Origin of the sequence: Paenibacillus sp. SSG-1, from assembly GCF_002224835.1 — a bacterium.
GTDB lineage: Bacteria > Bacillota > Bacilli > Paenibacillales > Paenibacillaceae > Paenibacillus_AQ > Paenibacillus_AQ favisporus.
The window spans coordinates 5087725-5110098 of sequence record NZ_MBRK01000001.1 but is presented as its reverse complement, the minus strand read 5'-3'; the positions used below and the strand labels follow the sequence as shown (position 1 = coordinate 5110098).

Here is a 22374-nt window from a genome sequence, read left to right as displayed (position 1 = left end):
CTGTACCTGATATATCATTTCCTAGATCCCACCGCCGGCAGGCACCACCTCCTATCCGCCCGGGGCGGCCGATTTATTTTAATGAAGCGGAATTGACGGAGCCAAGCCCCTGCATGAAGAACTTCTGGCCGAAGAAAAAGATGAGCAGCATCGGCAGAATGTAGATGAGATCCGCGGCCATGAACAGGTTCCAGGCGGTCGCATAGGTGCCTTTGTAGGAAGCCATCGCCAGGGACAGCGTCCATTTGCTCGGGTCGATAATATAAATCAGCGGCTCGAGATACTGGTTCCATGCTCCCTGGAAGGAGAAGATGACCATCGTCATGATGACCGGCGTTGTCATGGGTACGAGCACTTTCATCAGAATGTAGAAGTCGGATGCACCGTCGATTTTGGCCGCCTCGTCAAAGGAAACGGAAATTGTCTTCAAATACTGGACGTACAGGAATGAAAATGTGGCGTTCCCGAAAAAAGCAGGCACGATGATCGGCAGCCAGGAGTCGTACCAGCCCAGGCTCGTGTAGAGGTTAAAGAGCGGGATCATGCCGACAAAGCCCGGCAGCATCAGACTGCCCACGAACAACGAGAACCACAGCTTCCGGCCGGGAAAGCTTAATCGGGCAAGCCCGTAGCCGACCAGCACGGAGCTGGCGACCTGGCCGATCGTGCACACCACCGCGATGAACATCGAGTTGCCGAATGTCTGCCAGAAGTTGATCTCCCGCGTTCCGGTTACGAAGTTGGACCAGTGCAGCTCCCGGGGAAACCACTCGGGCGGGATTTTAAACACGTCGTTGTTGCCCTTCAGGGCAATGGTCACCATCCACAGCAGCGGAAACAGCATGGCGATGGCACCGATGGTCAGGATAATAAACCGGATGGTGTCCAGGATGCTGAATTTCCGTCTGGGTTTGCGTGTTGTTGTCCGTACTTCCGTTTGCATCACCATCAGCAGGGAACCTCCTTATTTCGAATTGTCGCTTTCGTAATACACGAACCGGTTCGAGTACCGGTAAGTCAGCGCGGTGAAGATCATGATGATGACGAACAGCACCCAGACCTCCGCGATCGAATAGCCGAACATGCGGCCGTTAAAGGCGTCGTTGTAAATTTTGAAGTTGAGCAGGGATGTGGAGAAGTTCGGGCCGCCGCCGGTCAGAACCTGTACCTGGTTGAAGGCCTGGAAGGCGCCGATGATGCCGAGTATAAGCTGAAGGAACAGGATAGGAGTAATCATGGGAATCGTAATGTGTAGGGCCATCCGCCAGCGGACGGCTCCGTCGACTTCGGCCGCCTCGTACAGCTCCTGGGGAACAGACTGCAGACCGCTCAGGAAAATAATGACGCCGGATCCGACCTGCCACAGGCCGATCAGCACGATGGAGGGAAGCGCGGTCGTTTCGCTCGTCAGCCAGGTGCCTTCGGGCAGTCCGAGCAGCCTGAGCAGCGAGTTGGCGAGCCCGTATTGGGGCTGATAGATAAACAGCCACAGCGTGAGTGTCGCGATGGACGGCACGACGGTCGGCAGGTAATAAATCGTGCGGAACCATTTGATGCCGGGCAGGCTTTTGTTCAGCAGCATGGCCAGCAAAAGGCCCAGAATCAGCGATAAAGGAACGCTCATGATGACAAAATACAGCGTCGCCCGGACCGAAGGCCAGAAGGCCGGGTCCTCCGTGAACATGTATTTAAAGTTGTCGAATCCGACAAAACGGGGCTTATCGTAGCCGCTCCATTCCGTTAAGGCGTAATAAATGGACGACAACAGCGGATAGGCGACAAACACGCTGAAGCCAATAATGGAAGGCAGAATAAACAGATAGCCTTTGGCCCAGCCGCGAAGCTTCTTTTTGCTTACCGTCATTTTTCATATACCTCCCTCATTCAGCATCCGGACAGGAACGGTGCGTGTACCCGCCGTTATGTCCCGGCCCCGTGCGTAAAAGTAAAGTACGGTGTAAACTGCATTCGGACTGCAGGCGGTCCGTGGATCGGTTCGTGGATTAGTCCGTTGATTGGTCCGTCCTGACTGCACTACGGCCCCCTGTTTTTTTCTCCTTTCATCAATTTCATCTGCTTCTTTAGAGCAAGATCACGCAAATAAACCGCTTACATTTCTCAATATAATGACATAACAGTATAGTGTCAATATACTAAATTAAGTTTTTTATAATTGTTGTTATATTATTTGTAGATTGAATGTGCATATCATATGAGGCGAATGGGGAGGAGGCTGCGTGGATACCGGATCTGTTTTTATAATCTAGTCCGGAGAGGAGGAAGCTGCGGTAGAAAAGATATGATATATCATGCTATGTAAAAGACAATGCTGCTCTTGCGCTTATGCGTAAGGGCTTTCGTTTTGTTCGCGGGGCGCCGCGCCTGCCGGATTCATGTTCACTGTCGAAATTTGCTGCTAAAACAGGGCTTCAAACCTCTGGTTTTGTCTCGATCTTAGTTACAAAGCTCCTATCCAATCGTGAAATATAATTTTATATTGTTAGTGAATATTTAATTTTATTTTACATTAATCTGACAAAATTTTACGAAGAGAGGGGAGATGGCTTTACACGCTACCGCTATACTTTGCTGTCGAGGCGTTCTATGAAGGACCCGAATTCTGTCAGATCGAATGGGAGGCAAGGATGGAATGATAAGAAAACGGACGAGGAGCCTATGGGCGTCGCTGCTGGCCGGCACGCTGGTTCTGACCCTGGCTCTGCCCGGCGGGCGGCCCGTACTGGCGGCGGAAGCCGGCGCACAGGCTGCGGCAGCCGGAAGCATCGTCGACGAGCGGCAGGTCCAGATCGGACCGGGCGCGGTCTATACCTGGAAGGACATGAAGCTGGACCGAGGGTTGGAGAAGCTGCACATGGTGGAGTTCGATCCGTCCAATCCGGCTCTGGTGCTTGAGCCCGGCATGACGGACGGCAAAGTATACGGCATGCAGCCGGTCAGCAAAATGGCTGCGGATATCGACAGAGCGGGGAATCGGGTGATCGCCGGGATCAACGGAGACTTTTATGATATGTCCTCCGGCGTCCCGCTCGGTTACTTCATGGGCAGCGGAAAAATACTGACGAGTCCGCCAAATGACTGGTACGCGTTTGGCATCAAGGAGGATGGCACGACGATGTACGGGCCGAGCCCGAAGCTTGCGCGGACGCTGGAGATCGGCGGACAGAAGACCGAGCTGACGTCCATCAACCGGACGCGTGGCAATAACGATCTCGTTTTGTACACGAACGACTTCTACGGCTCGACCATGACCAATGATTTAGGAGACGAAGTCGTTCTTGACGTCGTGAAGGGAGAGGTCAAAAGCGGGGAGACACTGGAGCTGAAGGTAGCCGACGTCCATAAAGACAAAGGCAGCACGCCGCTAGCCCCGGGGCAGGTCATCCTGTCGGCTTCCGGCAGCCAGCGCGCGGTGCTCGCCGGCCTTAAGGCAGGCGATACGGCATCGGTCACCTTCGGCCTTGAGCCGGCCTGGAGCGGCGTGACGATGGCCATCGGCGGCTCCGCGCTGCTCGTCAAGGACGGGGCGGCGCAGCCGAACAGCGACCCGGCGGCCCATCCGCGCACGGCGATCGGGACGAAAGCGGACGGCTCCGTCGTCATGCTGGAAATCGACGGGCGCCAGCCGGGCTTCAGCGAAGGCGTGACGCTGGCCGAGCTGGGGCAGATCATGGCGGAGATCGGCGTCGTGAACGCCATCAACCTGGACGGCGGCGGCTCGTCGACATTTATCGCCCGCATGCCGGGCGAAACCAGCCGAACGCTGCTGAACTCTCCCTCTGACGGCGGGGAGCGCAAGACGGCCAACGGGCTGCTGCTTGTGAACAAGGCGGCGGAAGGGCCGGTGGACAAGCTGGTCGTCCAGCCGCAGCTGGCGAGGGTGCTGGCCGGCTCCACGGCGGCCTTTAAGGCGGCCGGCGTGGATGCCAACCTGCATCCGGCCGCGATGGACGGCACGCCGGAGTGGAACGTCAACCCGGCGATCGGAACGATCGACGGCAGCGGCGTCTTTACGGCCGGTTCCACGCCAGGACAGGCGGATATCGCCGTCACGTCCGGCGGCGCAAGCGGAGCCGGCAAAGTCGAGGTCGTCGATACGCTGACCGAGCTGAAATTTGGCGATCAGCTGCGCAGCTTCCCGCCGGGCCAGTCGGAGACGCTGAAGGTGACGGCGCTCCGCGACGGCCAGGTGGTGCAGGCCGACAACCGCCTGCTGACATGGCGCGTCGAGGGGCCGATCGGCTCGATCGACGCAGCCGGCGTCTTTACTGCGGCGGAAGGCAATGAGCTGAGCGGCAAAATTGTGGTGAGCTACAAGGGGGTGGAAGCTTAGATGGATGTGACCATCGGCCAGCCTCCGGTGGTGCTGGAGGATTTCGAAAACGGCCTGGACAAGTATCTGCCGTCGGCCGGCGCGCAGTTTAAGACGTCCAAGGTGAGCATCGAGACGAATGAAGATTTGGTCCGTTTCGGCAGCGGTTCGCTGAAGCTGGAGTATGATTTTACCGGCACACCGGGAACTTCGGGCGCCTATCTGCAGAGCAAGACGCAGGCGGAGGCCATTCAAATTCCGGGTTATCCGGAGAAGATCAGCATGTGGGTGTACGGGGACGGAAAAACCCACTGGCTGCGTGCGCAGCTGCGCGACAGCAAGGGAACGATACCACTCGATTTGACCGACCAGAATATCGGCATTGACTGGACCGGGTGGAAGTACCTGGAGGCGGAAGTGCCCAAAGGCCGGACGCTTCCGCTAATCATGGATATGCCGGTGCGCTATATGGAGACTTCATCCGCCAAGAAGGATGCCGGGGCGATCTACGTCGATCAGATCCGGGCCCTGTACGGTCCGAATCAGGACGACATGGAGCCGCCGGTCCTGAAGGACTTCTCGCCGGCGGACGGGGAGACGATCCGCAGCAACCAGCCGGTGATCAAGGTGTACGGCGAAGACGCGGGATATGATCCGGCGCAGCATCCGGGCACGACGCTGATTGATCCGGACTCGATCCGGTTCGACCTGGACGGCCAGCGTGTGCAGCACACGCTGTATCCTCCGGAAGGCCGGATTTATTACACCCCGGCGACGCCGCTGGCGGACGGGCTGCATCAGGCCAAGGTGTCGGTGACGGACCTGGCCGGCAACCGGACGACCGAGGCGTGGACCTTCAACGTGGACACGGGCGGCTCGAAGCTGACGTATGACACGCCGAAGGAATTGTACGGGGGCCGTACCTACACGGTCGACATCAAAGGGGTGAAGGCCGCCGGCTTGCAGGGAGGACAGCTTCGGCTTGCTTTTGACCTGAGCAAGGTGGAGAATCTCAAGTTTATTCCGGGCGGCAAGCTGGATGCGACCCAGGCAAGCGCAGTTATCGGCGAGGACGGCACGGCCGCGCTGACCTTCAGCCAATTGGACCAAGCGGGGCTGACCGACAGCGATTTGATCGGACAAATCAGCTTTGACGTGAAAAAGGACGCCGCCGGAACGAATGAAATCCGGTTTGAGTCCGGTAACGTTACTTTTGCCGGCACAGGCAGCGTGGTGTACCCCTTCTTCGGGCTGCCGCTGAAGTCCGATATCAAGAGCGCCCTGTCGCTGTCCTGGAACGAGAACGGCAACATCCAGGGCTACGAAACGGTCTTTTCGGTCAAAGACGAGTCGGGGGAGCCGGTAGAAGGCGCGCAGATTACCGCGGACGGCAGCCTGGTCGGAACGACCGATGCACAGGGCGAGCTGAGCACCAAGCAGCTGACGGCTGAGGTTAAGACGTATCAGATGCAGGCGGTGAAGGGAGACCAGTACAGTCCGGTGGCGGAGTTTAAGGTGTCGCCGCTGTCCGGTACCGAAACGCCGTACAACATCAACGTCGGCATGGGCGAGGATCCGGCTGCATCCCGCGGTTTCATCTGGCATACGAGCCCGGCTGTGGAGCAGACCGTGGTAGAAGTGGTGAAAAAAGCGGATTTTACCGGGTTTGACGAGCCGAATGCGTTGAAAACGGAAGGAACAAGCTATCTGTACCAGACGTTCGATCTGGGTGCGGTCCGGGTGCACAAGGCGACGGTGAACGGCTTGGAGCCGGGCACCGAATACGTGTACCGCGTCGGTGACGGAAGCGGCCATTACAGCCCGCAGGGCACGTTCAGGACCGCTGAGGCTGACGGCGATCATACCAAGTTCCTGTATTTCGCCGACTCCCAGGCGGGAGACTTGGCAGGGTTCAAGCTGTGGGGCAGCACGGTGAAGAAGGCGGTGGAAGATTCACCGGACGCCGAGTTTATGGTCCACGTCGGCGACATGGTCGACAAAGGCTTCAACGAGCAGGAATGGAAGTGGTGGTTCAGCGAAGCGCAGGAGGCGTTCCTGAACACGACGCTGGTCGGCGCGATCGGCAACCATGAGGTGATGGGAACGAAGGAAAGCAACGATTTCCTGGCCCATTTCAACCAGCCGGGCAACGGTGTGCCAAGCCTGGCGGGAAGCAATTTTTCCTTTGATTACAAGGACATTCATTTTGTCGTTTTGAACAGCGAATACCAGTACGAGGAGCAGAAGGAGTGGCTCGACCAGGACCTGTCCAGGACGGATAAAAAATGGAAGATCGCCATCTTCCACCGCGGCCCGTACGGCAGCATTTACGATACGGCCGACATCCGGCGGCTGTGGGCGCCGGTGCTCGAGCGGCATCGGGTCGATCTCGTCCTGAACGGGCATGATCATATTTACCTGCGGACCTTCCCGATGATGAACAACGAGATCGTTCCGGACGGGCAGGGGACGACTTATGTCGTGGCCGGCTCGACAGGACCGAAGTTTTACTCACTGACCAAACGGGACTGGCAGCGGATTACCGATGATGAAGCGACGCAAATGTACGCTTCGGTCGAGGTGGACGGCGACAGCCTGCACTTTGTGACCAAGACGGTCGGCGGACGAACCGTCGACGAGTTTACGCTGTCGAAGCAGACCGAGGCTCCGGCTCCGGAGTCAGTCGAGATCGAGCAGCAGGACGTGAAGCTGGCCGTCGGCGAAACCAGGCAGCTGACCGCCAAGGTGAAGCCGGATGGAGCGGACCCCGGCGTCACGTGGTCCGTCTACAGCGCCGAGCCGACCGGGGAGGGCGGCGAAGTGGTGACGGTATCGCCGGAAGGCCGGTTGACGGCGGCCGGCACGGGAACGGCCGTCATCCGGGCGGCATGCACGGTGAACCCGGATCTGTTCGCGGAGACGATCGTCACCGTGAATCCGGCGCCGGAAGACCAGCCCGAATCGTTGGAGCTGAAGGGCAAAGAAGTGCTGAAGGAAGGGGAGACCGATCAGACGGTAACGGAAGCGGTCTACGCGGACGGCACGCGCATTCAGGTGCTGGAAGGTGTAACCTTCAGCAGCAGTCATGAGGACGTCGCTTCGGTGAGCGAACAGGGCGTAGTGACTGCGCTGGCCGAAGGGAAAACGGTGATATCGGCCGCTTACGGATCGTTGTCGGCCGAATATGAACTTACCGTTCAAGCGCCGGAGCAGCCGGGAGGGGGAGATGGTGACAACCCTGGCGGAGGCGACCCGGGTAACGGCGGGGGAGATCACCCTGGCGGAGGTGACCCGGGTAATGGCGGAGGAAATAATGGTGGGAATTCAGGCAACAGTGGAGGGAACTCTTCTGCACCGGTGCAGCCGCCGGTGACTCCACCCGCCCAGCCGGATCCGAAGCCGGGCCAAGGCGGCAAGTGGAAGCTGAACGCCGCGCAGCTGACGGCGATTCTGGCGAAAGGCGGAGCCGTATTGGACACAGATCAGCCGTTCGATGAGCTGATTCTGCCGGGCAGCGCCGCCTCGCTGCTCCAGGGACAGCCGCTGACGGTGAACGCGGCTGACCTGAAGCTGACGCTGCCCGCAGGCATCCTGCAGGCGGTCAGCGGCAAGGTGCCCGCCGATCAGCTCGAAGGAAGCACGATTCGGCTGGCGGCATCCCGCGCCTCGGAGACAGAGGCCGCAGAGCGGGTGGCGAAGGCCGGGCAGGCGGAAGGCGCGGTGCTCCGCGCAGGAAGCAGCCTCTTTACCCTCAACCTGAGCCTCATATCGAAGGATGGCCAGGTTCACCCGATCACGGCGCTGCAGCAGCCGATAACGCTGGAGCTCCCCGTCGCCTCGGGGCTGGATGCCAAGCTGACCGGGCTGTATGGCCTGAGTAGCCAAGGCGAGCTCACGTATATCGGCGGAACGGCCGCAGGCGGCAAGCTGAAAGCCGAAGTGAGCTCGCTGGATGCCGCTTACGCCGTTCTGGAGTACACCAAAAGCTTCGCCGATACGAGCGGGCACTGGGCTTCCGGCGTGATCCGGGAGCTGGCGGCGAAGCATCTCATCGACGGCGTCGGTGGCGGCATCTTCGCGCCGGATCAGCCGGTGACCCGCGCCGAAATGGCGGCGATGCTGGTCCGCCTGCTGCACCTGAAGGGCGACGGCAGCGCGCCCTTCAGCGACGTGCCTTCCGCGGCATGGTACGCGGAAGCCGTATCCGCCGCCGCCAAGGCGGGCATCGTCCAAGGCGTCAGCGGCGCAAGCTTTGCGCCGGACGCCTTGATCAAGCGCCAGGAAGCGGCGGCCATGATCGTCCGCGCCTACCGGGCCGCGGGCGGAACCGCCGCAGCCGGCGGGGAAACGGCGCCGTTCACGGACGTCGCCGGTTCGCCGGCCTGGGCGCAGGAAGCCGTCCGGTCTGCGTACGCCGCCGGACTGATTCAAGGGCAGGGGCCTAGCCGGTTTCATCCGGACGGCCAGGCCACCCGGGCCGAAACGGCCCAGATCTTGTACAACGTTCTGACCAAGCTGGGGCAAGCGGGGAAATAAACGAAGGTAACGATCTGGTAATTTACGATCCACCCAGTTAGAAGACCAATAACAAGAAGACCGGCGGGGAACAGCTTGGTGAGCTGACCCTTCCGGTCTCTTTTGCCATCATCCGTATGATATGCTGAAGGAACACTTTCATTGCGAATTCATTCCCTTGATCCGTGCTCAGTTCCGTGGAGCTTATTGCCATTTTAGTCCATATACATCATTTTTTAAGGAAGCGGAGAAAGATTCCGCTTCTTTTTTGGTGTCCAGATGTGGTATCGTTATGTATTACGACGTAAAAGAACGGCTTGTGGTGACTTGGATGAAAAGTACACAGGTTTCGTGATTAAAGAATACAGGTTTAAAGTAAAAGGAGCATATATGAACTTTAAAGATTTGAAGCTTGACCCGAATATTTTAAAAGCGCTGGCCAAACAGAACTATACCGAGCCGACGCCGATTCAGGCACAATCCATTCCGGCCGTGCTGGCCGGACGGGATCTCTTGGGCTGCGCCCAGACGGGAACCGGCAAGACCGCCGCATTTTCCCTGCCCATCATACAGTTATTGAGCCGGGAGCCCCGCAAACCGGGGACGGGCCGCAGGGTCCGCGCGCTTATTTTGACGCCGACGAGAGAGCTGGCCATTCAAATTATGGATAACGTGAAGGCGTACAGCCAGTATACCGATTTGCGTGCGGTGGTCATTGTCGGCGGCGTTCCGCAAAAGCCGCAGGAACGGGCGCTGCAGCAGGGCGCGGATATCGTGATCGCCACGCCAGGCCGGCTCATCGACCTGATCCATCAGAAGCACATCGATCTGCAGCATATTCAAATGCTCGTGCTGGATGAAGCCGACCGGATGCTGGACATGGGCTTTATCCATGATGTGAAGCGGATTATCGCCGTCATGCCGAAGCGGAAGCAGACGCTGTTCTTTTCGGCGACGATGCCTCCAGAAATTAGCGGCTTGATCCAAACGCTGCTCGTCAACCCGGTAAAAGTGGAAGTGACGCCGGTCTCCTCAACCGCCGAACGGATCGAGCAGTCGGTTTATTTGCTGGCGGCAGGAAGCAAGCTGCAGATGCTCAACCAGCTGCTGCAGGACCCGTCGATCGAGTCGGCCCTGGTGTTTACCCGTACCAAACGGGGAGCCGACCGGGTGGCGCGTGCGCTGAAGAAGGCGAACATTACGGCGGAGGCGATCCATGGCGACAAATCGCAAAACAGCCGGCAGAACGCCCTGAACCATTTCAAAAACGGGACGACGCGCATTTTGGTGGCGACCGACATTGCCGCCAGGGGGATCGATATTGACGAGCTTCCGTATGTCATTAACTTTAATCTGCCGAATATCCCGGAGACGTACGTTCACCGTATCGGCCGCACGGGCAGGGCGGGGATGAGCGGGTCTGCAATCTCTTTCTGCGAAGCGGACGAGCTGCCGTACCTGAAGGACATCGAAAAGCTGATCGGCAAGGCCATTCCCGAAGTGAAGGGGCATGACTATCCGATGGAGCCCCAAGCGGCAGCGGCAAACCGCCCATTAGGGAATTCCACGGCAAACCGGCCGGGTAAGACGCAAGCTGGCCATTCCCGCAAGCCGCAGGCTGGAGATGCCCGTAAAGGGCGGACGGACGATGGGCAGCAGCGGGGCAAACCGAAGCAGGATCGTGCCCCAAAGGCGGCGGTGAGCGGTGCCCGCAAACCTGATCGGAACGCGAACAGCAGCTTGAAGCGTGATGCGGGAGGCCATTCGAAGGGAAATGCGAACGACAAGTCCAAGGGGCATGGAAATGGAAATTCCAACGGACGCACGAACCGCAGACCGAAACCAAGCGGGGCGGACCCTAGAAATAAGGTAAGTTCGTCTCATTAATATGGAGTTTAGACGTTTTACGTGTTGACCACAGATGATCTGTGATCTGTGACCCACAGGAAGGACACTTTGCCCGTGACCCTCCTGTGGGTCATTTTGTATTTTCCATAAAAGAAGGAGTCTGGGGGAGGGGGCAGCGGACGGGGCGCTACAGCTGCTCTTAATGGTGGATGATTGGAGGATAACAGCAGTGTGGCTTTAAGTTTGATCTATCATGGCTGCTCCTGTAAATGAGCGTAATACTGCTGCTCGGTGCCGACATAAAACGCATTGATCGTTTTTTCTTCTTTCGTACCGTCCGGACGCGGGATCGTATCCGTGCCCATGTGCTGGCCTTGAATCATTCCCATCCCCACTTCAGTCCGTTGACCTTGATCATCTGCATAAAAAAATGTCATCCCGCCGGCTGTCGGTGCGCTCGACGTCTTCAAAACTCCGTTTTTCGGAATCCGGTTTACAATGGCGTCTCCCTCTTTCGGGAGCTCGGGATAACCCTTTTGATTGTAAATGACCGCTACCCATCCTGTGTACCCGGCCGGTAGCACATAAATATGATTTTCCTGCCCACTCAGCCCCCTTGTCCCAATCACAACGGCAGCAACCACAATGACGGCAAACACGGCAATGAATACCTTATATGCTCTGATTAGACCTTTCAAAATCTTCACCGCCTTTGATTCGTTCATTAAGGTACTTACATTATATTACAACAGCTTTCCATAATGATCGACGGAAAAATCGGATATTACTTTCATCAAAAAGAGAATGCCAAGGATCAACCTCCCACATTTTGTGCTGACCAAATCATGCAGTTTATCTATCGATTTCCTCTAAAAATTCCTCTAAAAACATTATAATGATGCTAAGAGAACATTTTGGAGGATACCCGGCTATCTTTTCCTGAGAGGACGAAGAACATGATGCTGCTGGAAGCGGCGAATTTGACAGCCGGAGGAAATAAGACCAGATTAGCGGATATCGAAAGGGTGAAGGGACGATGATGAACCAAGAGGATTTGCTTGCCCGCCAAAAGCAGCTGCAGGTTGAAGCGGGTTCGGTTGCTGAAGAAATGAACCTGATGCCATTGCTGGCAGCAGCCGGTAAGCCCGTAATCGTAGGGAGCGCTGCGCTAGGTTTAATGGCTTGGAGGGACCTGGATGTGACGGTGGTCTGCTCCAAACTGGATATGGCTGCGGTCTCTGGAATTGCTTTGCAGCTGATGTCCAATCCGGGAGTGCGGGAGATGAAATTTATTAACGATACGGGCCAATGGAACACCGATCCGGCTTACCCAGACGGTTATTTTCTTGGATTGACCTACGGGTCCGCAAACGGCCACCGGTGGGAGCTGGATATCTGGTTTGTAGACGAGCCTGACAAACAGCCCGATTTGCTGCATATTCAAACGATGCCCGCACGCCTTACTCCTGCCAAGACCGCTGCTATTTTAAGCATCAAAACCGAATGGGCAAAGCGGGCCGAATATGGAAATCAAGTGAAAAGCTTTGATATTTATTCGGCCGTATTGGATGATGATGTGAGTACACCCGCTGAATTCCAGCAATGGCTGCAGAGCCGCAGCGATGATCTTCATTAGAAAACTGAGAGCTCATGCACACATTGGATCCGTTGGGAATCGGCAGTTAGCGTGCATCAGCCCGGTGTGTTCCACAGGTCAGCCTGCAAGGACGGCTTTCAAGCGGGCGGCATGGATCCGTCGTTTGGGCCGACTTAGCGGCAAAGTTGTAGGAGCGCTGTATATCGGACTAGGTTTCAAGGTCGCATTCCGAAGGCGGTAACGAACCTATCGCCCTATAACTGCATACACTATAGATGGGGGATATGGCGGCAGGTGGCTTCTCATCCATGTAATCGGTCGTTTGCGAAATGGTCGTTGGCGGATTTGACATTCCCAACTGTGTTTAGTATCATTACAGTATATTCATTTTGTGATTTTTCTGGTTACAGTTTGTATATACTTAAAGATGGGCGGTGGAATGATGAGATTCGAAGTTAGCGATTGGGTCCAAGGGAAGACGGTAGACGGTGAGTTTATTCACGGATACATTGAGACGGTGGACGCTCAGAAAGGCATCGCGAGAGTACGCGTCGTTCAGTCCGACAACGAGGAAGCGGTTGGACGCGTGATCGGTGTACGTGAATCCTGGCTGAGATCGCTGCCGGTCAACCCGCTTGCCGATAAGAACAACGTCGAAAGCCTGATTGACATAGCACTGGCCACCTATGACGAAGCCTGGTTTAACGAATTGACAGACCGCCTGAACGGTACCAAGCGCAAGAACAGTAAGAATGGCGATGGGATCCGGTTGAACGGCCGTCCCAACAACCGTCTCGGTCTGTTCGAGAAAAAGTAAACGGCAGGCCTCGGCAGAGGCACCTCATACCATACAGCAGCATGATAAATGCGCCCCTCCGCTTTTCCGTCACAAGGAGTGTAAGCGCAAAAAACGGCAGGGATTCAGCTTACAGCTGACCTGCCGTTTTTCATATCATTTGCCATTACCCCATTTCTGCTTGGCCAAAAAATGGGAGATTCCCTCTGAGATATCGCCGGGTGCTTCTAAGGGAGAAAGGTGGCCGGTCTGGGGAATGACGCGCAGCTCTGCATGAGGTATGCGCGGCAGCAGCTCGCTTTTTAGTGTTTCCAACCGGTCTACCGGATCAGATTCCCCGGCGAGCACAAGGGTGGGAACATGGATGTTGTTCGCTTCTGCGGATATATCCTCTAGCATTGCGGCTTCAGGCCATGCCGCACGGGCTAAAGGTGCGCTCCGTTGCATATCCTCAAGCACTATTTCGCGGATATGCTCTTCAAGAGGAAGTAGGGCGATATTGCCCAAAGCGATTTCTGCTCCTTCACGCGAATCATAAAAATGAACCATGGCATTTCTCATGTCTTGCGGCATATCTTGAGGTGTCGGGGGAGATGGTGCAACTAAGACCAAAGCTTCTAAACCGGCCGGATGACGTGAAGCCAACAATTGCGCCGTTTTAGCGCCCATGGAATGACCAACGAGCACATAACGGTTCAAACCAAGCTCTTGAATAAGCGTATGTGCATCATCGGCAAGATCCTGAATGGTATAAGATACAGCTGACTTATCTGAGTCTCCCCAACCGCGGTGGTCATAGGTTATACAAAGGTAATCCTCCTTGAGAGCGTCAACCACTTTCGTCCACGTTCGTGCTGACCCGCCGTAAAAGTGCAAAAACACAAGAGCCGTGTCTCCTTGGCCCTGCTCTTCCACATGAAGTTCGACGCCGTTAACATGATAATGCATATGATCCACTCCCAATAATAGTATCAGTAACAGTTACTGTTACATATTATAAAATAACGATTCATCCTTAAGAAGTCAAGTTGATGCTTTGATACATCATTTTAAGTTTGATTTGCTTTTCAAAAATCAATACACTAAACATAAGCTTTAACCGGAAAGAAGGACCTTGCAAAAATGGGAAATCGAAGCCAACAGTTCTCTGTAGCGGTTCATATTTTATGCTTTCTTGAATTTAATAAAAAAGACCGGACCACGTCCGAATTGCTTGCGATGAGCGTGAACGCCAATCCGGCGGTGATTAGAAGAATCATGAGGAAACTTACGAAAGCCGGTCTTATTACATCGACTCTTGGAACGAATGCCGCGATAAGCCTGGCCAAAAAGGCGGATCAAATCACGCTGCTGGATGTATACCGTGCTACGATGGAAGATAACCAGGAGATTTTTATGATTCATCGGGATACTAACCCGACTTGTCCGGTAGGAAGTAAAATGCCGTATTTATTAGACGGAGTTTACACGAAGGTCCAAACGACGATGGAGAACGAATTGTCAGGCGTTACGATTGATTCGATGGTGAAGAGTGGAATCGTAGAAATTGAAAGTTAACATGAAAAAAACCGGATTTCCCTTACTTAAGGAATCCGGTCTTTGTTTTATATTGAGCACCGTGAACGGCATGCTTATGAAAACATTATTGTTATCCTTTCAAACCGGTGGTGCTGATGCCTTCGACGATGTATTTTTGGAAGATGAAAAATACGATCACGACCGGCAGAAGCGACAGTGTGGCCATAGCGAACATGCCGCCCCAGTTGTTCAGCGATTCGCCGTCGAGGAACAGCTTCAGCGCAAGGGAGACCGGGAATTTATCCGGGCTGTTCAAATAGATGAGCGGGTTGATGAAGTCGTCCCATCTCCAGTAAAAAGAGAAGATCGCGCTGGTGATCAAGGCCGGTCCGATGAGCGGCAGCACCACCCGGTAGAACACGCCGTATTTGCTGCAGCCGTCGATTTTCGCGGCTTCGTCCAGTTCGCCTGGAATGGTGCGGATAAACTGCATGATCAGAAAGATGAAAAACGGCGTGCCGAAGAAGTGCGGGACGATCAGCGGCTTGAAGGACGAGAGCCAGCCGAACTTGGCGAACATGACGTATTGCGGCACAAGGACGACGTCCTGCGGCAGCATCATCGTGGTCATCATGGCGGCGAACCAGAACTTCTGGCCGAAAAATTTCGTGCGCGCCAGGCCGAAGGCTACGAGGGCCGAAGAGGCGACGGCGCCGACTGTCGACAGAATGACGATGATGAACGAATTTTTGAAGAAGGTCGCAAACGTCGTCCCACCGAATCCCTTGAAGCCCGAGACGTAGTTGGCGAATTCCAGCCGGCTTGGAATGAGGCTGTAGGCGGTCGAGAAAATTTGGTCGTTCGGCTTCAGGGAACTGGCTGCCAGCCATAGAATCGGATAGATCATGAACAGGGCGAAGATGCCGACCAGCACATGGTACATAACGCGCTTGGGTGTGGACATGGTCATGGCCGTTAGTCTCCCTTCGTCTCGTAGTGAACCCAGCGGGTCGAGGATTTGAAGATGAGCAGGGTCAGGAACCCGACGATGAGCAGCATTACCCAGGCGAGTGCCGAAGCGTAGCCCATCTCAAAATGCGAGAACGCCTTGCGGTACAGGTACAGCGAATAGAGCAGCGTCTGGTCGAGCGGACCGCCTTCTCCGCGGGAAATAATGTAGGCCGGCGTAAACGTCATAAATGCCGAGATCGTCTGCAGCGTCAGGTTGAACAGGATGATCGGGCTCAGCATCGGCAGCGTGATGTTGAAGAACCGCCGGATGGCATTGGCGCCGTCCACGCCCGCTGCCTCATAGTAGTCTTTCGGTATATTTTTCAGCCCCGCCAGGAAAATGATCATCGACGAGCCGAACTGCCACGTGGACAGGGCGATCAAGGTCCACAGCGCGGTGCTCGGATTGCCGATCCACGAGGTCGAGGTGTGGATGCCGATCAGGTTCAGGAAGGAATTCACCAGCCCCTGATCCCCGAAGATCTGCTGCCACATGATCGACACCGCGACGCTGCCGCCGATCAGGGACGGCAGGTAGAAGGCCGAACGGTACAGGCCCACGGCTTTTGTCGCTACGTTCAGGATCATGGCGACGAACAGGGCGAAGATCAGACGGAGCGGCACGCTGGCCAGCACATACGTAAAGGTGACCTGAAACGATTTGCCGATTTTGTCGTCTTCCATGAACATCCGCTTGTAGTTGTCCAGGCCGAGCCAGTTCGGCGCCTCCATCAGGTTGTAGTCGGTGAAGGAATAATACAGTGAAGACAGCACCGGATACAGGGTAAAGATCAGAAAGCCCAGCACGAACGGAGACGTGAATACGTAACCGGTGAGGTGCTCGTTATCCCGCAGCCTTTTCATTATCGTCAACCCCTAAGCTTACAAAATTGGATACGTACAGCATTGTGAGCGAAAGCAGTACAACGCCGGTGAAGTGTAACCCGGCTGTCCCTCTGGAAATAGAGGGGCTATAGAGGCACCTTTTCTCACCTAAGCCAAAAGGAAGGAGCCGAACCCGACCGGGGCCCGGCTCCTTCAGGCAGTATGAGGATTCCCTCCCGGTTACTTCTGGCTGCGGGCCAGGATGGCATTGGCCTCTTTGCGGAACTCCGCCGCCGCCTGGTCGATCGGAATTTTCTTGAACAGAATCTTTTCGCTCAAATCACGCAGAAGCTTCTCGACTTCCACCGATCCGATCGGGTTCGGGGGGTCAGCGGGGCTGCTGTTCGACTCGGCCCAGGTGACATAATCAAAGATTTTCGCTTCGTTCTCGGACAGGATCGGCTTTAGCGCATCCTTCACTTTGGAGGATACCGGCACCCCGCGTTCGCCCTTGATCAGCTTGTTCGCTTCGATATCGTTGATGAAGAAGCTGATGAACTTGGCCGCTTCCTCCTTTTGCTTGGACGATTCCGCGATGGAGAAGTACATGGAAGGCTTCAGGAACAGCCCTTCCTTTGTGCCCGGACCCGGCATTGGATTCAGCTCGAGCGGACGGTCCTTGACCAGATTCGCCACCGCAAGGAACTGGTTGGACCAGCCGATGCCGGAGATGGAGTGGCCGAGAACGATTTCGTCCTCTTCGGCCACGCCCTTCTTCTGCGCTTCTTTGTCGAGGGAGAGGATGTAGCCCTTGTCATACCATTGCTGATATCGCGTGAAATAATCGATAAAAGCCTGGTCGTCGGCATAGCCGATCGTTTTGCCGTCGTCGCTGTACATTTTCTGGCCGATCGTTCTTAGGTAATACGGGAAGAACACCTCATGATGATAGGCGAATCCGCCGATCTGGAAGCCTTTGGCCTTGGCTTGCTCCCCAAGCTTGCCCATATCGTCCCAGGTCCAGTCTTTGGACGGGATGTCGATGCCGTTCTTCTTCATCGTCTCGACATCAAAGGTCGTCTGCAGAGCGTTGACTCCGAGGTTCATGGCGATAAGCTTGCCGTCGACCTCGCCGCCCTTCAGGGCGTTCTCGCTGACGTCGGCGACATTCAGCGTACCATTGTCGGTAAACGGCTTCAGGTCGGCCAGCTGGTTGCGACTGGCGTACTGGCTCAAATACGAAATGTCCATCTGGATGATGTCCGGCAGCCCGCCAGCGACCGCCTGCGGCGCGAGCTTCTTCCAATAGTCGTCGAACGGGGCGTATTCGGGCTCGATCGTAACGTTTGGATGCTGCTTCTCGTACATTTCGATCACTTTCAGGGTGTAATCATGTCTGGATTGTCCGCCCCACCAGGCGATGCGAAGCTTGACCGGATCTTTGCTCTCGCCGGCCGATGTAGTCGTTGCAGGCGCGGCGTCGCCTCCGCTGGCCGATTTGTCGCTGCTGCCCCCGGCGGAACAGCCGATCAGGCCGGTGATTAAGGAAAAAAGAAGAACGGCGCTTAACGCTTTTCTCATGTCATTTCCTCCCCCATAGGATTTAACGGTAGATTGGTGTGCTTTATCTGATACTGCTTACATTTCCAATTATCAACGCTTGCGGCGATCCGGGTAAGGAAAAAAACCGACCTGTTTGTTTAAAAAGCAGAGATGCCGCCCGTCAGCTTCCGGATATACTCCGACGGCGTGCAGCCCATCTGTTTTTTGAACACCTGGCTGAAATACTGCGGGTTGTCGCCGAAGCCGAGCTGCTCGGCCATCTCGAAAATTTTGGCATCGGGGTTTTCGGCCATCAGCTCGGTCGCCCGCTGGATGCGGATGCGCATGACGTAGTTGGAGAACTTCTCGCCGGTCTCCTTTTTGAACAGCTTGCCTAGATAGTCGGCGTTCATGTACAGCATTTCGTGCGCGACGAGGTTCAGCGACAGGGAGGCGTTGCCGATCTGCTCTTCCACGATGTCGATCACCTTCCGCACGATGGCGTTGTATTTAAATGCATTCCGTTCGTAGTTGCGCCCGGCCATGTCCCGGACCGTCTCTTCGAGGAACGACTGAATCGCCTGCAGCGAGCCCATGTCGGCGATCTCGGATATCCGCTTGTAGGCCTCCGCCATCCGTTCCGGTCCGTCCAGGCGCACCAGCGCGGCATACATCGAAATGGCGTACGACTTCGTCATTTCGATGCCGAGCTGGGCCCGTTTGAGCTCGGCGATGAACTCGGAAAGGGCGAGCGAGGCCTCTTCGCGGTCACCCGAGCGAACGGGCAGCATCAGGCGCTCTTCGTCAAAAGCGAACTCGCTGACGCCGCCGTCGGGCACAAACGTGTCCTTCCGTGTAATGATCCCGCTCTCGTCCAGATAGAAGCGGTAGTTCAGACACTGCAGCGTTTCGCGGTACAGCTTCCGCGCGGACGTGATCGGACCGGGATCGCTGACGGCGACGGTCACGTTCATTTTGTAATACAGCCGGAAAGTGCGGCGGATATCCTGCAGCCGGCTGTGAAGCAGCTCCAGATCCTCCGGGTCGGAGATAAGGATCAGCGCGTGGTCGCCCAGCGTCGTGCTCATCAGCGCCGTATGCAGCAGGTCCTCGGCGATATTTTTCACGGCAAATTGGTGCTCGTAATCGGCTTCGCCCTCAATATGGCAGAGCAGCAGCCGGACGGGGCGCCCGAAGTCGCAGGGAAGCAGGCTGCGGTATTCTTCGAGATCCCGCCGTCCGTAGGTTTTATTGGTGACGAACTCGCGGAGGACCTGTTCCTTGACGTGAGGGATGACTTTCTCAAAGCGCCGTTTCATATCCAGGGTAAATGCTTCCCGCCGGCGCTCCTGATCCAGCTCTGCCGTCACTTCCTTCAGCGCCTCGGCGATTTTGGTCTCGTCGGTCGGCTTGAGGAGGTAATGCTTGACCCCGTACTGCATGGCACGATTGGCGTATTCGAATTCCCCGAATCCGGACAGCAGCACAAATTTGACATTCGGGTGGGTGGCATAGGTTTGGGCGACCAGCCCGAGCCCGTCGAGTCCGGGCATCCGGATGTCGCTGATGACGATGTCCGGCGGATCAGCTGCGATCAGGTCGTAAGCCTGCAATCCGTTCTGGGCCGTTCCCGTCAGCACTGTCCCGAAGGCCTGCCAGTCGACCATTTGCGAAATGCCGTCCAATATGATGCGTTCATCATCCACCAATAGCACTTTATACATGCTCGGATCCCTCCATTTCTTTCGGTAACCTGATATGAATGCGGGTCCCCAGACCCGGGGCACTGTCGATGAAGAGCCCGTAACTCTCGCCGAACGCAAAGCGGATCCGCTCGTCGATGTTAAGCAGCCCGATGCCGTTCCCCGCCGTGGTCAGCCTGCCTTCCCGCAGCAGCTCAAGCGTATTTGACGCCATGCCCGGGCCGTCGTCTTCGACGATGAGGACAAACGCGTCCGCTTCCTCCCGGCTGGTCAAGGAAATGGTGCACGTGCCGACGGAAGGCTCCAGCGCATAATGAATCGCGTTTTCGAGCAGGGGCTGGAGCGTCAGCTTCGGAATTTTCCGGAAGTGCTCCCGTTCGGGAACGTCCATGTGGAAGGACAGACGCTCTTCAAACCGGAATTTCTGGATCGTGATGTAATGCTGCACCATTTCCAGCTCCTCCTTCAGCGTCAGGATCGGCTCCTTCAGACTGACCGAATTGCGGAGCAGAAACGCCAGCGCCTGCACCATTTGCGAAATTTGCGTCTGTTTGTTGATTTTGGCCATCCAGTTGATGGACTCCAGCGTGTTGTACAGAAAATGCGGGTTGATCTGCGCCTGCAGCGCCTTGAACTCGGTCTCCTTGATCAGGAGGCGGCTGGCGTAATTTTCAGTGATCAGGTCGTTGATCCTCTCCACCATAAGGCGGAACGTCCGGTGCAGCAGGCCGAGTTCGTCCATCGCGGGCGGCTCCTGGTCGCCGGCAAGAATGTTCGCTTCGGCGAAGTTCCCCTTCTCTGCGAGCTTCATGCGGGCGATCAGATTCTCGATCGGGCGGGTCAGCCCCCGGGAGAAGCGGATGCCCCACAGAATGGCGAAGGCAAATATCAGAATGAAGACACCGATAACGATTTCCTTGATCAGGACGATCTGCCGGAAAATTTGGTTGAACGGGGTCACGTTCAGGTAGGTCCACCCGGTGGCGGAAGAACGGTTATAGGCGACAAAATACGTTTTCCCCTGAATTTCCTTGATAAAATATCCGGTCTCGGAAGTGATGGAGCTCTGGATGAGGGCGGGATCGAAATGCGGCTGCGAGGGATAAATGACGTCTGGCCCGGAGGTCACGATGAGGTCGCCTTCCCCGGCGCCCAGCTCGTGCACGATCCGCTCCATGTTGATCCGCATGAAAATGGTGCCGATATCCTGCAGGTCGAACATGGTGCCCGAGTAGGAACGGATCTGACGGGCCAGGATCAGGGCCGGATCGGATGCGTCGGGGAAGGTCCAGCGCGCCTGGCCTTCGGCGTTGTCCGCCAGCCTGAGAATCACGTCCCGCTTTCCGGCCTGGATGGGAACCAGGCTGCCGACATCCTGCTGTGCTCCGGCCGCATCGACCATGTGAATCGAGTAGAGGGAGGGCTCGGACCCGACATAGGTGAGGAGCCTGTCAACCATGTGCTTGCGCAGGGTCAGGCGATCGTAATCGGAGTCGCTTTGGGCGATGGATTTGAGCTGGGACTGGATCTGCGTGTCGGTGATGATGTTGAAGGACAGCTGCTCGAGGCGTTCGAGCTCTTTTTCGATCGCAGAAGACGACAGATACAGCACGCGGGAGGACTTCACATACAGCTGCTCGTCGTACACCGAGAAGGCGTACTGCTGCACAATCAGGGCAAAGGCAAAGGTCATGGCTACGATAAATGCGATTAGGATGGACAGCTTGTTCTTGATTTTCATATGCCTGAAACGGCTCTTCCAAGTCTGCACGGCTACTCCCTCCGCCCGCCTAGGCGGGATTTTTGTACAACATTATGTCATCGCTTTGGAAACGCTGTCAACAGGCAGGAGAGGCCTAGGACCGGGACCTAGGGACGATTCGGGAACCTTTGGGATATCGGTATTGGGATGGTCTGATGTCGTGATTTTGCATGTTTATTAGACCGAAGCCTAATATGGGATTCTCTGCTGAAAACGTCTTTTTCTATGTAAAAAAGGTGGGGAAATTTTCAAAAAAGGGGGCTTGCAAATATGTCGATCCGACATATAATATATATCGAAACGACATATTTAACGGAGGTGAGAGAGGTGTACGAATTGTTCGTTCTGGGCGAGCTGATGACAGGTGAGAAGCACGGATATATGCTCCAGGACGTCTTGAATAACGCGGTGGGGCTTGGCCGTAAGATTAGCTCCGGCACGCTTTACCCGCTTCTCTCGCGGATGACGGAGGCCGGGTGGATTCATTTGCGGATCGAAGAAGAGACGAAGGGCGGGCGAACCCGGAAGATATACGCGATTACCGATGCCGGCCGGCAGCGTTTTGAAGAGCTGATGAAGGAGACGCTTGAGCCGAACCCGGAAGCGGAGGCCGCGCTGATTTTCCGGTTTAAAATGGTGTATTTCGGCTACGTGACCAAGGAGGTCCGCCTGGCCTGTCTGGAGGATTACCTGCAGATCATCCGAAGAAGCCGGGAGTATGTGTCCCGGTTTGAGGCGTACCTGCAATCGCAGCAGCCGGAACCCGCCAAGCAGCGGAACCAGCTGCTCCGGATGTTTGATTACCGCAAACGGCTGGGAGAGGCGGATGAAGCCTGGATCACGGCAGAGATCGAGCGAATCCAGGCCGAGGAAGATTGATGGAAATGTCGTGAAAGATGACGATCAGGAATATCGCCACAGGGATTG

Annotated in this window: 16 protein-coding genes; 7 read left to right on the top strand and 9 right to left on the bottom strand. The window is 56.0% G+C overall.

Annotated elements, in window-relative coordinates; translation table 11 throughout:
• Positions 1-73 precede the first annotated feature (73 nt).
• Positions 74-949, bottom strand: a complete 876-nt coding sequence (locus tag BCV73_RS23500; RefSeq protein ID WP_089548727.1) for a carbohydrate ABC transporter permease — start codon at positions 947-949, stop codon at positions 74-76.
• A 15-nt stretch (positions 950-964) separates the two neighbouring features.
• Positions 965-1864, bottom strand: a complete 900-nt coding sequence (locus tag BCV73_RS23495) for a carbohydrate ABC transporter permease (RefSeq protein ID WP_076173809.1) — start codon at positions 1862-1864, stop codon at positions 965-967.
• A 786-nt stretch (positions 1865-2650) separates the two neighbouring features.
• Here BCV73_RS23495 and BCV73_RS35920 point away from each other — a divergent pair.
• The 3 genes from BCV73_RS35920 to BCV73_RS23485 all read left to right on the top strand — a co-directional run bounded on the left by BCV73_RS35920 (position 2651) and on the right by BCV73_RS23485 (position 10732).
• On the top strand, positions 2651-4351 hold the full coding sequence (locus tag BCV73_RS35920; RefSeq protein ID WP_256992962.1) for a phosphodiester glycosidase family protein: 1701 nt from the start codon (positions 2651-2653) through the stop codon (positions 4349-4351).
• Entirely contained in the window at positions 4352-8866 is a 4515-nt protein-coding gene (locus tag BCV73_RS23490; protein ID WP_256992961.1) for an S-layer homology domain-containing protein, read from the top strand.
• A gap of 369 nt (positions 8867-9235) precedes the next feature.
• A complete protein-coding gene (locus BCV73_RS23485; RefSeq protein ID WP_089548726.1) occupies positions 9236-10732 on the top strand; it encodes a DEAD/DEAH box helicase in 1497 nt (498 codons plus the stop codon).
• Between the two features lie 212 nt (positions 10733-10944).
• Here the strand turns inward: BCV73_RS23485 and BCV73_RS23480 are convergent, their stop codons facing one another.
• Positions 10945-11418: a DUF6843 domain-containing protein gene (locus BCV73_RS23480; protein WP_089548725.1), complete on the bottom strand. Its 474-nt coding sequence runs from the start codon at positions 11416-11418 to the stop codon at positions 10945-10947.
• Positions 11419-11729: 311 nt separating this feature from the next.
• Here BCV73_RS23480 and BCV73_RS23475 point away from each other — a divergent pair, with 311 nt between their 5' ends.
• On the top strand, positions 11730-12329 hold the full coding sequence (locus BCV73_RS23475; RefSeq protein WP_084204088.1) for a hypothetical protein: 600 nt from the start codon (positions 11730-11732) through the stop codon (positions 12327-12329).
• A gap of 403 nt (positions 12330-12732) precedes the next feature.
• On the top strand, positions 12733-13107 hold the full coding sequence (locus tag BCV73_RS23470; RefSeq protein ID WP_105444256.1) for a hypothetical protein: 375 nt from the start codon (positions 12733-12735) through the stop codon (positions 13105-13107).
• 135 nt (positions 13108-13242) lie between these two features.
• On the opposite strand, the gene BCV73_RS23465 is transcribed toward BCV73_RS23470, so the two are convergent.
• Positions 13243-14034 carry an alpha/beta fold hydrolase gene (locus BCV73_RS23465; protein ID WP_089548724.1) on the bottom strand — a complete coding sequence of 264 codons (792 nt, stop codon included), beginning with the start codon at positions 14032-14034 and terminating at the stop codon, positions 13243-13245.
• Positions 14035-14208: 174 nt separating this feature from the next.
• Here BCV73_RS23465 and BCV73_RS23460 point away from each other — a divergent pair, with 174 nt between their 5' ends.
• The gene (locus BCV73_RS23460; RefSeq protein ID WP_089548723.1) at positions 14209-14643 is read left to right on the top strand and encodes an Rrf2 family transcriptional regulator; all 435 of its coding nucleotides are present in this window, start codon (positions 14209-14211) and stop codon (positions 14641-14643) included.
• A gap of 91 nt (positions 14644-14734) precedes the next feature.
• Here BCV73_RS23460 and BCV73_RS23455 read toward each other — a convergent pair whose 3' ends face one another.
• The 5 genes from BCV73_RS23455 to BCV73_RS23435 form a co-directional block, all read right to left on the bottom strand.
• A complete protein-coding gene (locus BCV73_RS23455; RefSeq protein ID WP_481855800.1) occupies positions 14735-15574 on the bottom strand; it encodes a carbohydrate ABC transporter permease in 840 nt (279 codons plus the stop codon).
• 5 nt (positions 15575-15579) lie between these two features.
• A complete protein-coding gene (locus BCV73_RS23450; protein WP_089548722.1) occupies positions 15580-16479 on the bottom strand; it encodes a carbohydrate ABC transporter permease in 900 nt (299 codons plus the stop codon).
• Positions 16480-16680: 201 nt separating this feature from the next.
• A complete protein-coding gene (locus tag BCV73_RS23445) occupies positions 16681-18021 on the bottom strand; it encodes an ABC transporter substrate-binding protein (protein WP_089548721.1) in 1341 nt (446 codons plus the stop codon).
• Positions 18022-18140: 119 nt separating this feature from the next.
• Positions 18141-19706 carry a response regulator gene (locus BCV73_RS23440; RefSeq protein ID WP_089548720.1) on the bottom strand — a complete coding sequence of 522 codons (1566 nt, stop codon included), beginning with the start codon at positions 19704-19706 and terminating at the stop codon, positions 18141-18143.
• Positions 19699-21456, bottom strand: a complete 1758-nt coding sequence (locus BCV73_RS23435; protein ID WP_089548719.1) for a cache domain-containing sensor histidine kinase — start codon at positions 21454-21456, stop codon at positions 19699-19701. The genes BCV73_RS23440 and BCV73_RS23435 overlap by 8 nt, the downstream gene beginning before the upstream one ends.
• Positions 21457-21717: 261 nt before the next feature.
• On the opposite strand from BCV73_RS23435, the gene BCV73_RS23430 reads away from it, so the two are divergent.
• Complete coding sequence (locus BCV73_RS23430; RefSeq protein ID WP_343219945.1) at positions 21718-22326, top strand: PadR family transcriptional regulator; 609 nt, start codon at positions 21718-21720, stop codon at positions 22324-22326.
• The last annotated feature ends 48 nt before the right edge of the window (positions 22327-22374 follow it).

What these genes read in the sequence shown, in the direction of transcription:
- BCV73_RS23490 (WP_256992961.1), top strand. Translation starts at nt 4,352, where the DNA reads ATGGATGTGACCATCGGCCAGCCTCCGGTGGTGCTGGAGGATTTCGAA.
- BCV73_RS23460 (WP_089548723.1), top strand. Translation starts at nt 14,209, where the DNA reads ATGGGAAATCGAAGCCAACAGTTCTCTGTAGCGGTTCATATTTTATGC.
- BCV73_RS23430 (WP_343219945.1), top strand. Translation starts at nt 21,718, where the DNA reads ATGTCGATCCGACATATAATATATATCGAAACGACATATTTAACGGAG.
- BCV73_RS23485 (WP_089548726.1), top strand. Translation starts at nt 9,236, where the DNA reads ATGAACTTTAAAGATTTGAAGCTTGACCCGAATATTTTAAAAGCGCTG.
- BCV73_RS23475 (WP_084204088.1), top strand. Translation starts at nt 11,730, where the DNA reads ATGATGAACCAAGAGGATTTGCTTGCCCGCCAAAAGCAGCTGCAGGTT.
- BCV73_RS23455 (WP_481855800.1), bottom strand. Translation starts at nt 15,574, where the DNA reads ATGACCATGTCCACACCCAAGCGCGTTATGTACCATGTGCTGGTCGGC.
- BCV73_RS23495 (WP_076173809.1), bottom strand. Translation starts at nt 1,864, where the DNA reads ATGACGGTAAGCAAAAAGAAGCTTCGCGGCTGGGCCAAAGGCTATCTG.
- BCV73_RS35920 (WP_256992962.1), top strand. Translation starts at nt 2,651, where the DNA reads ATGATAAGAAAACGGACGAGGAGCCTATGGGCGTCGCTGCTGGCCGGC.
- BCV73_RS23500 (WP_089548727.1), bottom strand. Translation starts at nt 949, where the DNA reads ATGGTGATGCAAACGGAAGTACGGACAACAACACGCAAACCCAGACGG.
- BCV73_RS23445 (WP_089548721.1), bottom strand. Translation starts at nt 18,021, where the DNA reads ATGAGAAAAGCGTTAAGCGCCGTTCTTCTTTTTTCCTTAATCACCGGC.
- BCV73_RS23465 (WP_089548724.1), bottom strand. Translation starts at nt 14,034, where the DNA reads ATGCATTATCATGTTAACGGCGTCGAACTTCATGTGGAAGAGCAGGGC.
- BCV73_RS23470 (WP_105444256.1), top strand. Translation starts at nt 12,733, where the DNA reads ATGAGATTCGAAGTTAGCGATTGGGTCCAAGGGAAGACGGTAGACGGT.
- BCV73_RS23450 (WP_089548722.1), bottom strand. Translation starts at nt 16,479, where the DNA reads ATGAAAAGGCTGCGGGATAACGAGCACCTCACCGGTTACGTATTCACG.
- BCV73_RS23480 (WP_089548725.1), bottom strand. Translation starts at nt 11,418, where the DNA reads ATGAACGAATCAAAGGCGGTGAAGATTTTGAAAGGTCTAATCAGAGCA.
- BCV73_RS23440 (WP_089548720.1), bottom strand. Translation starts at nt 19,706, where the DNA reads ATGTATAAAGTGCTATTGGTGGATGATGAACGCATCATATTGGACGGC.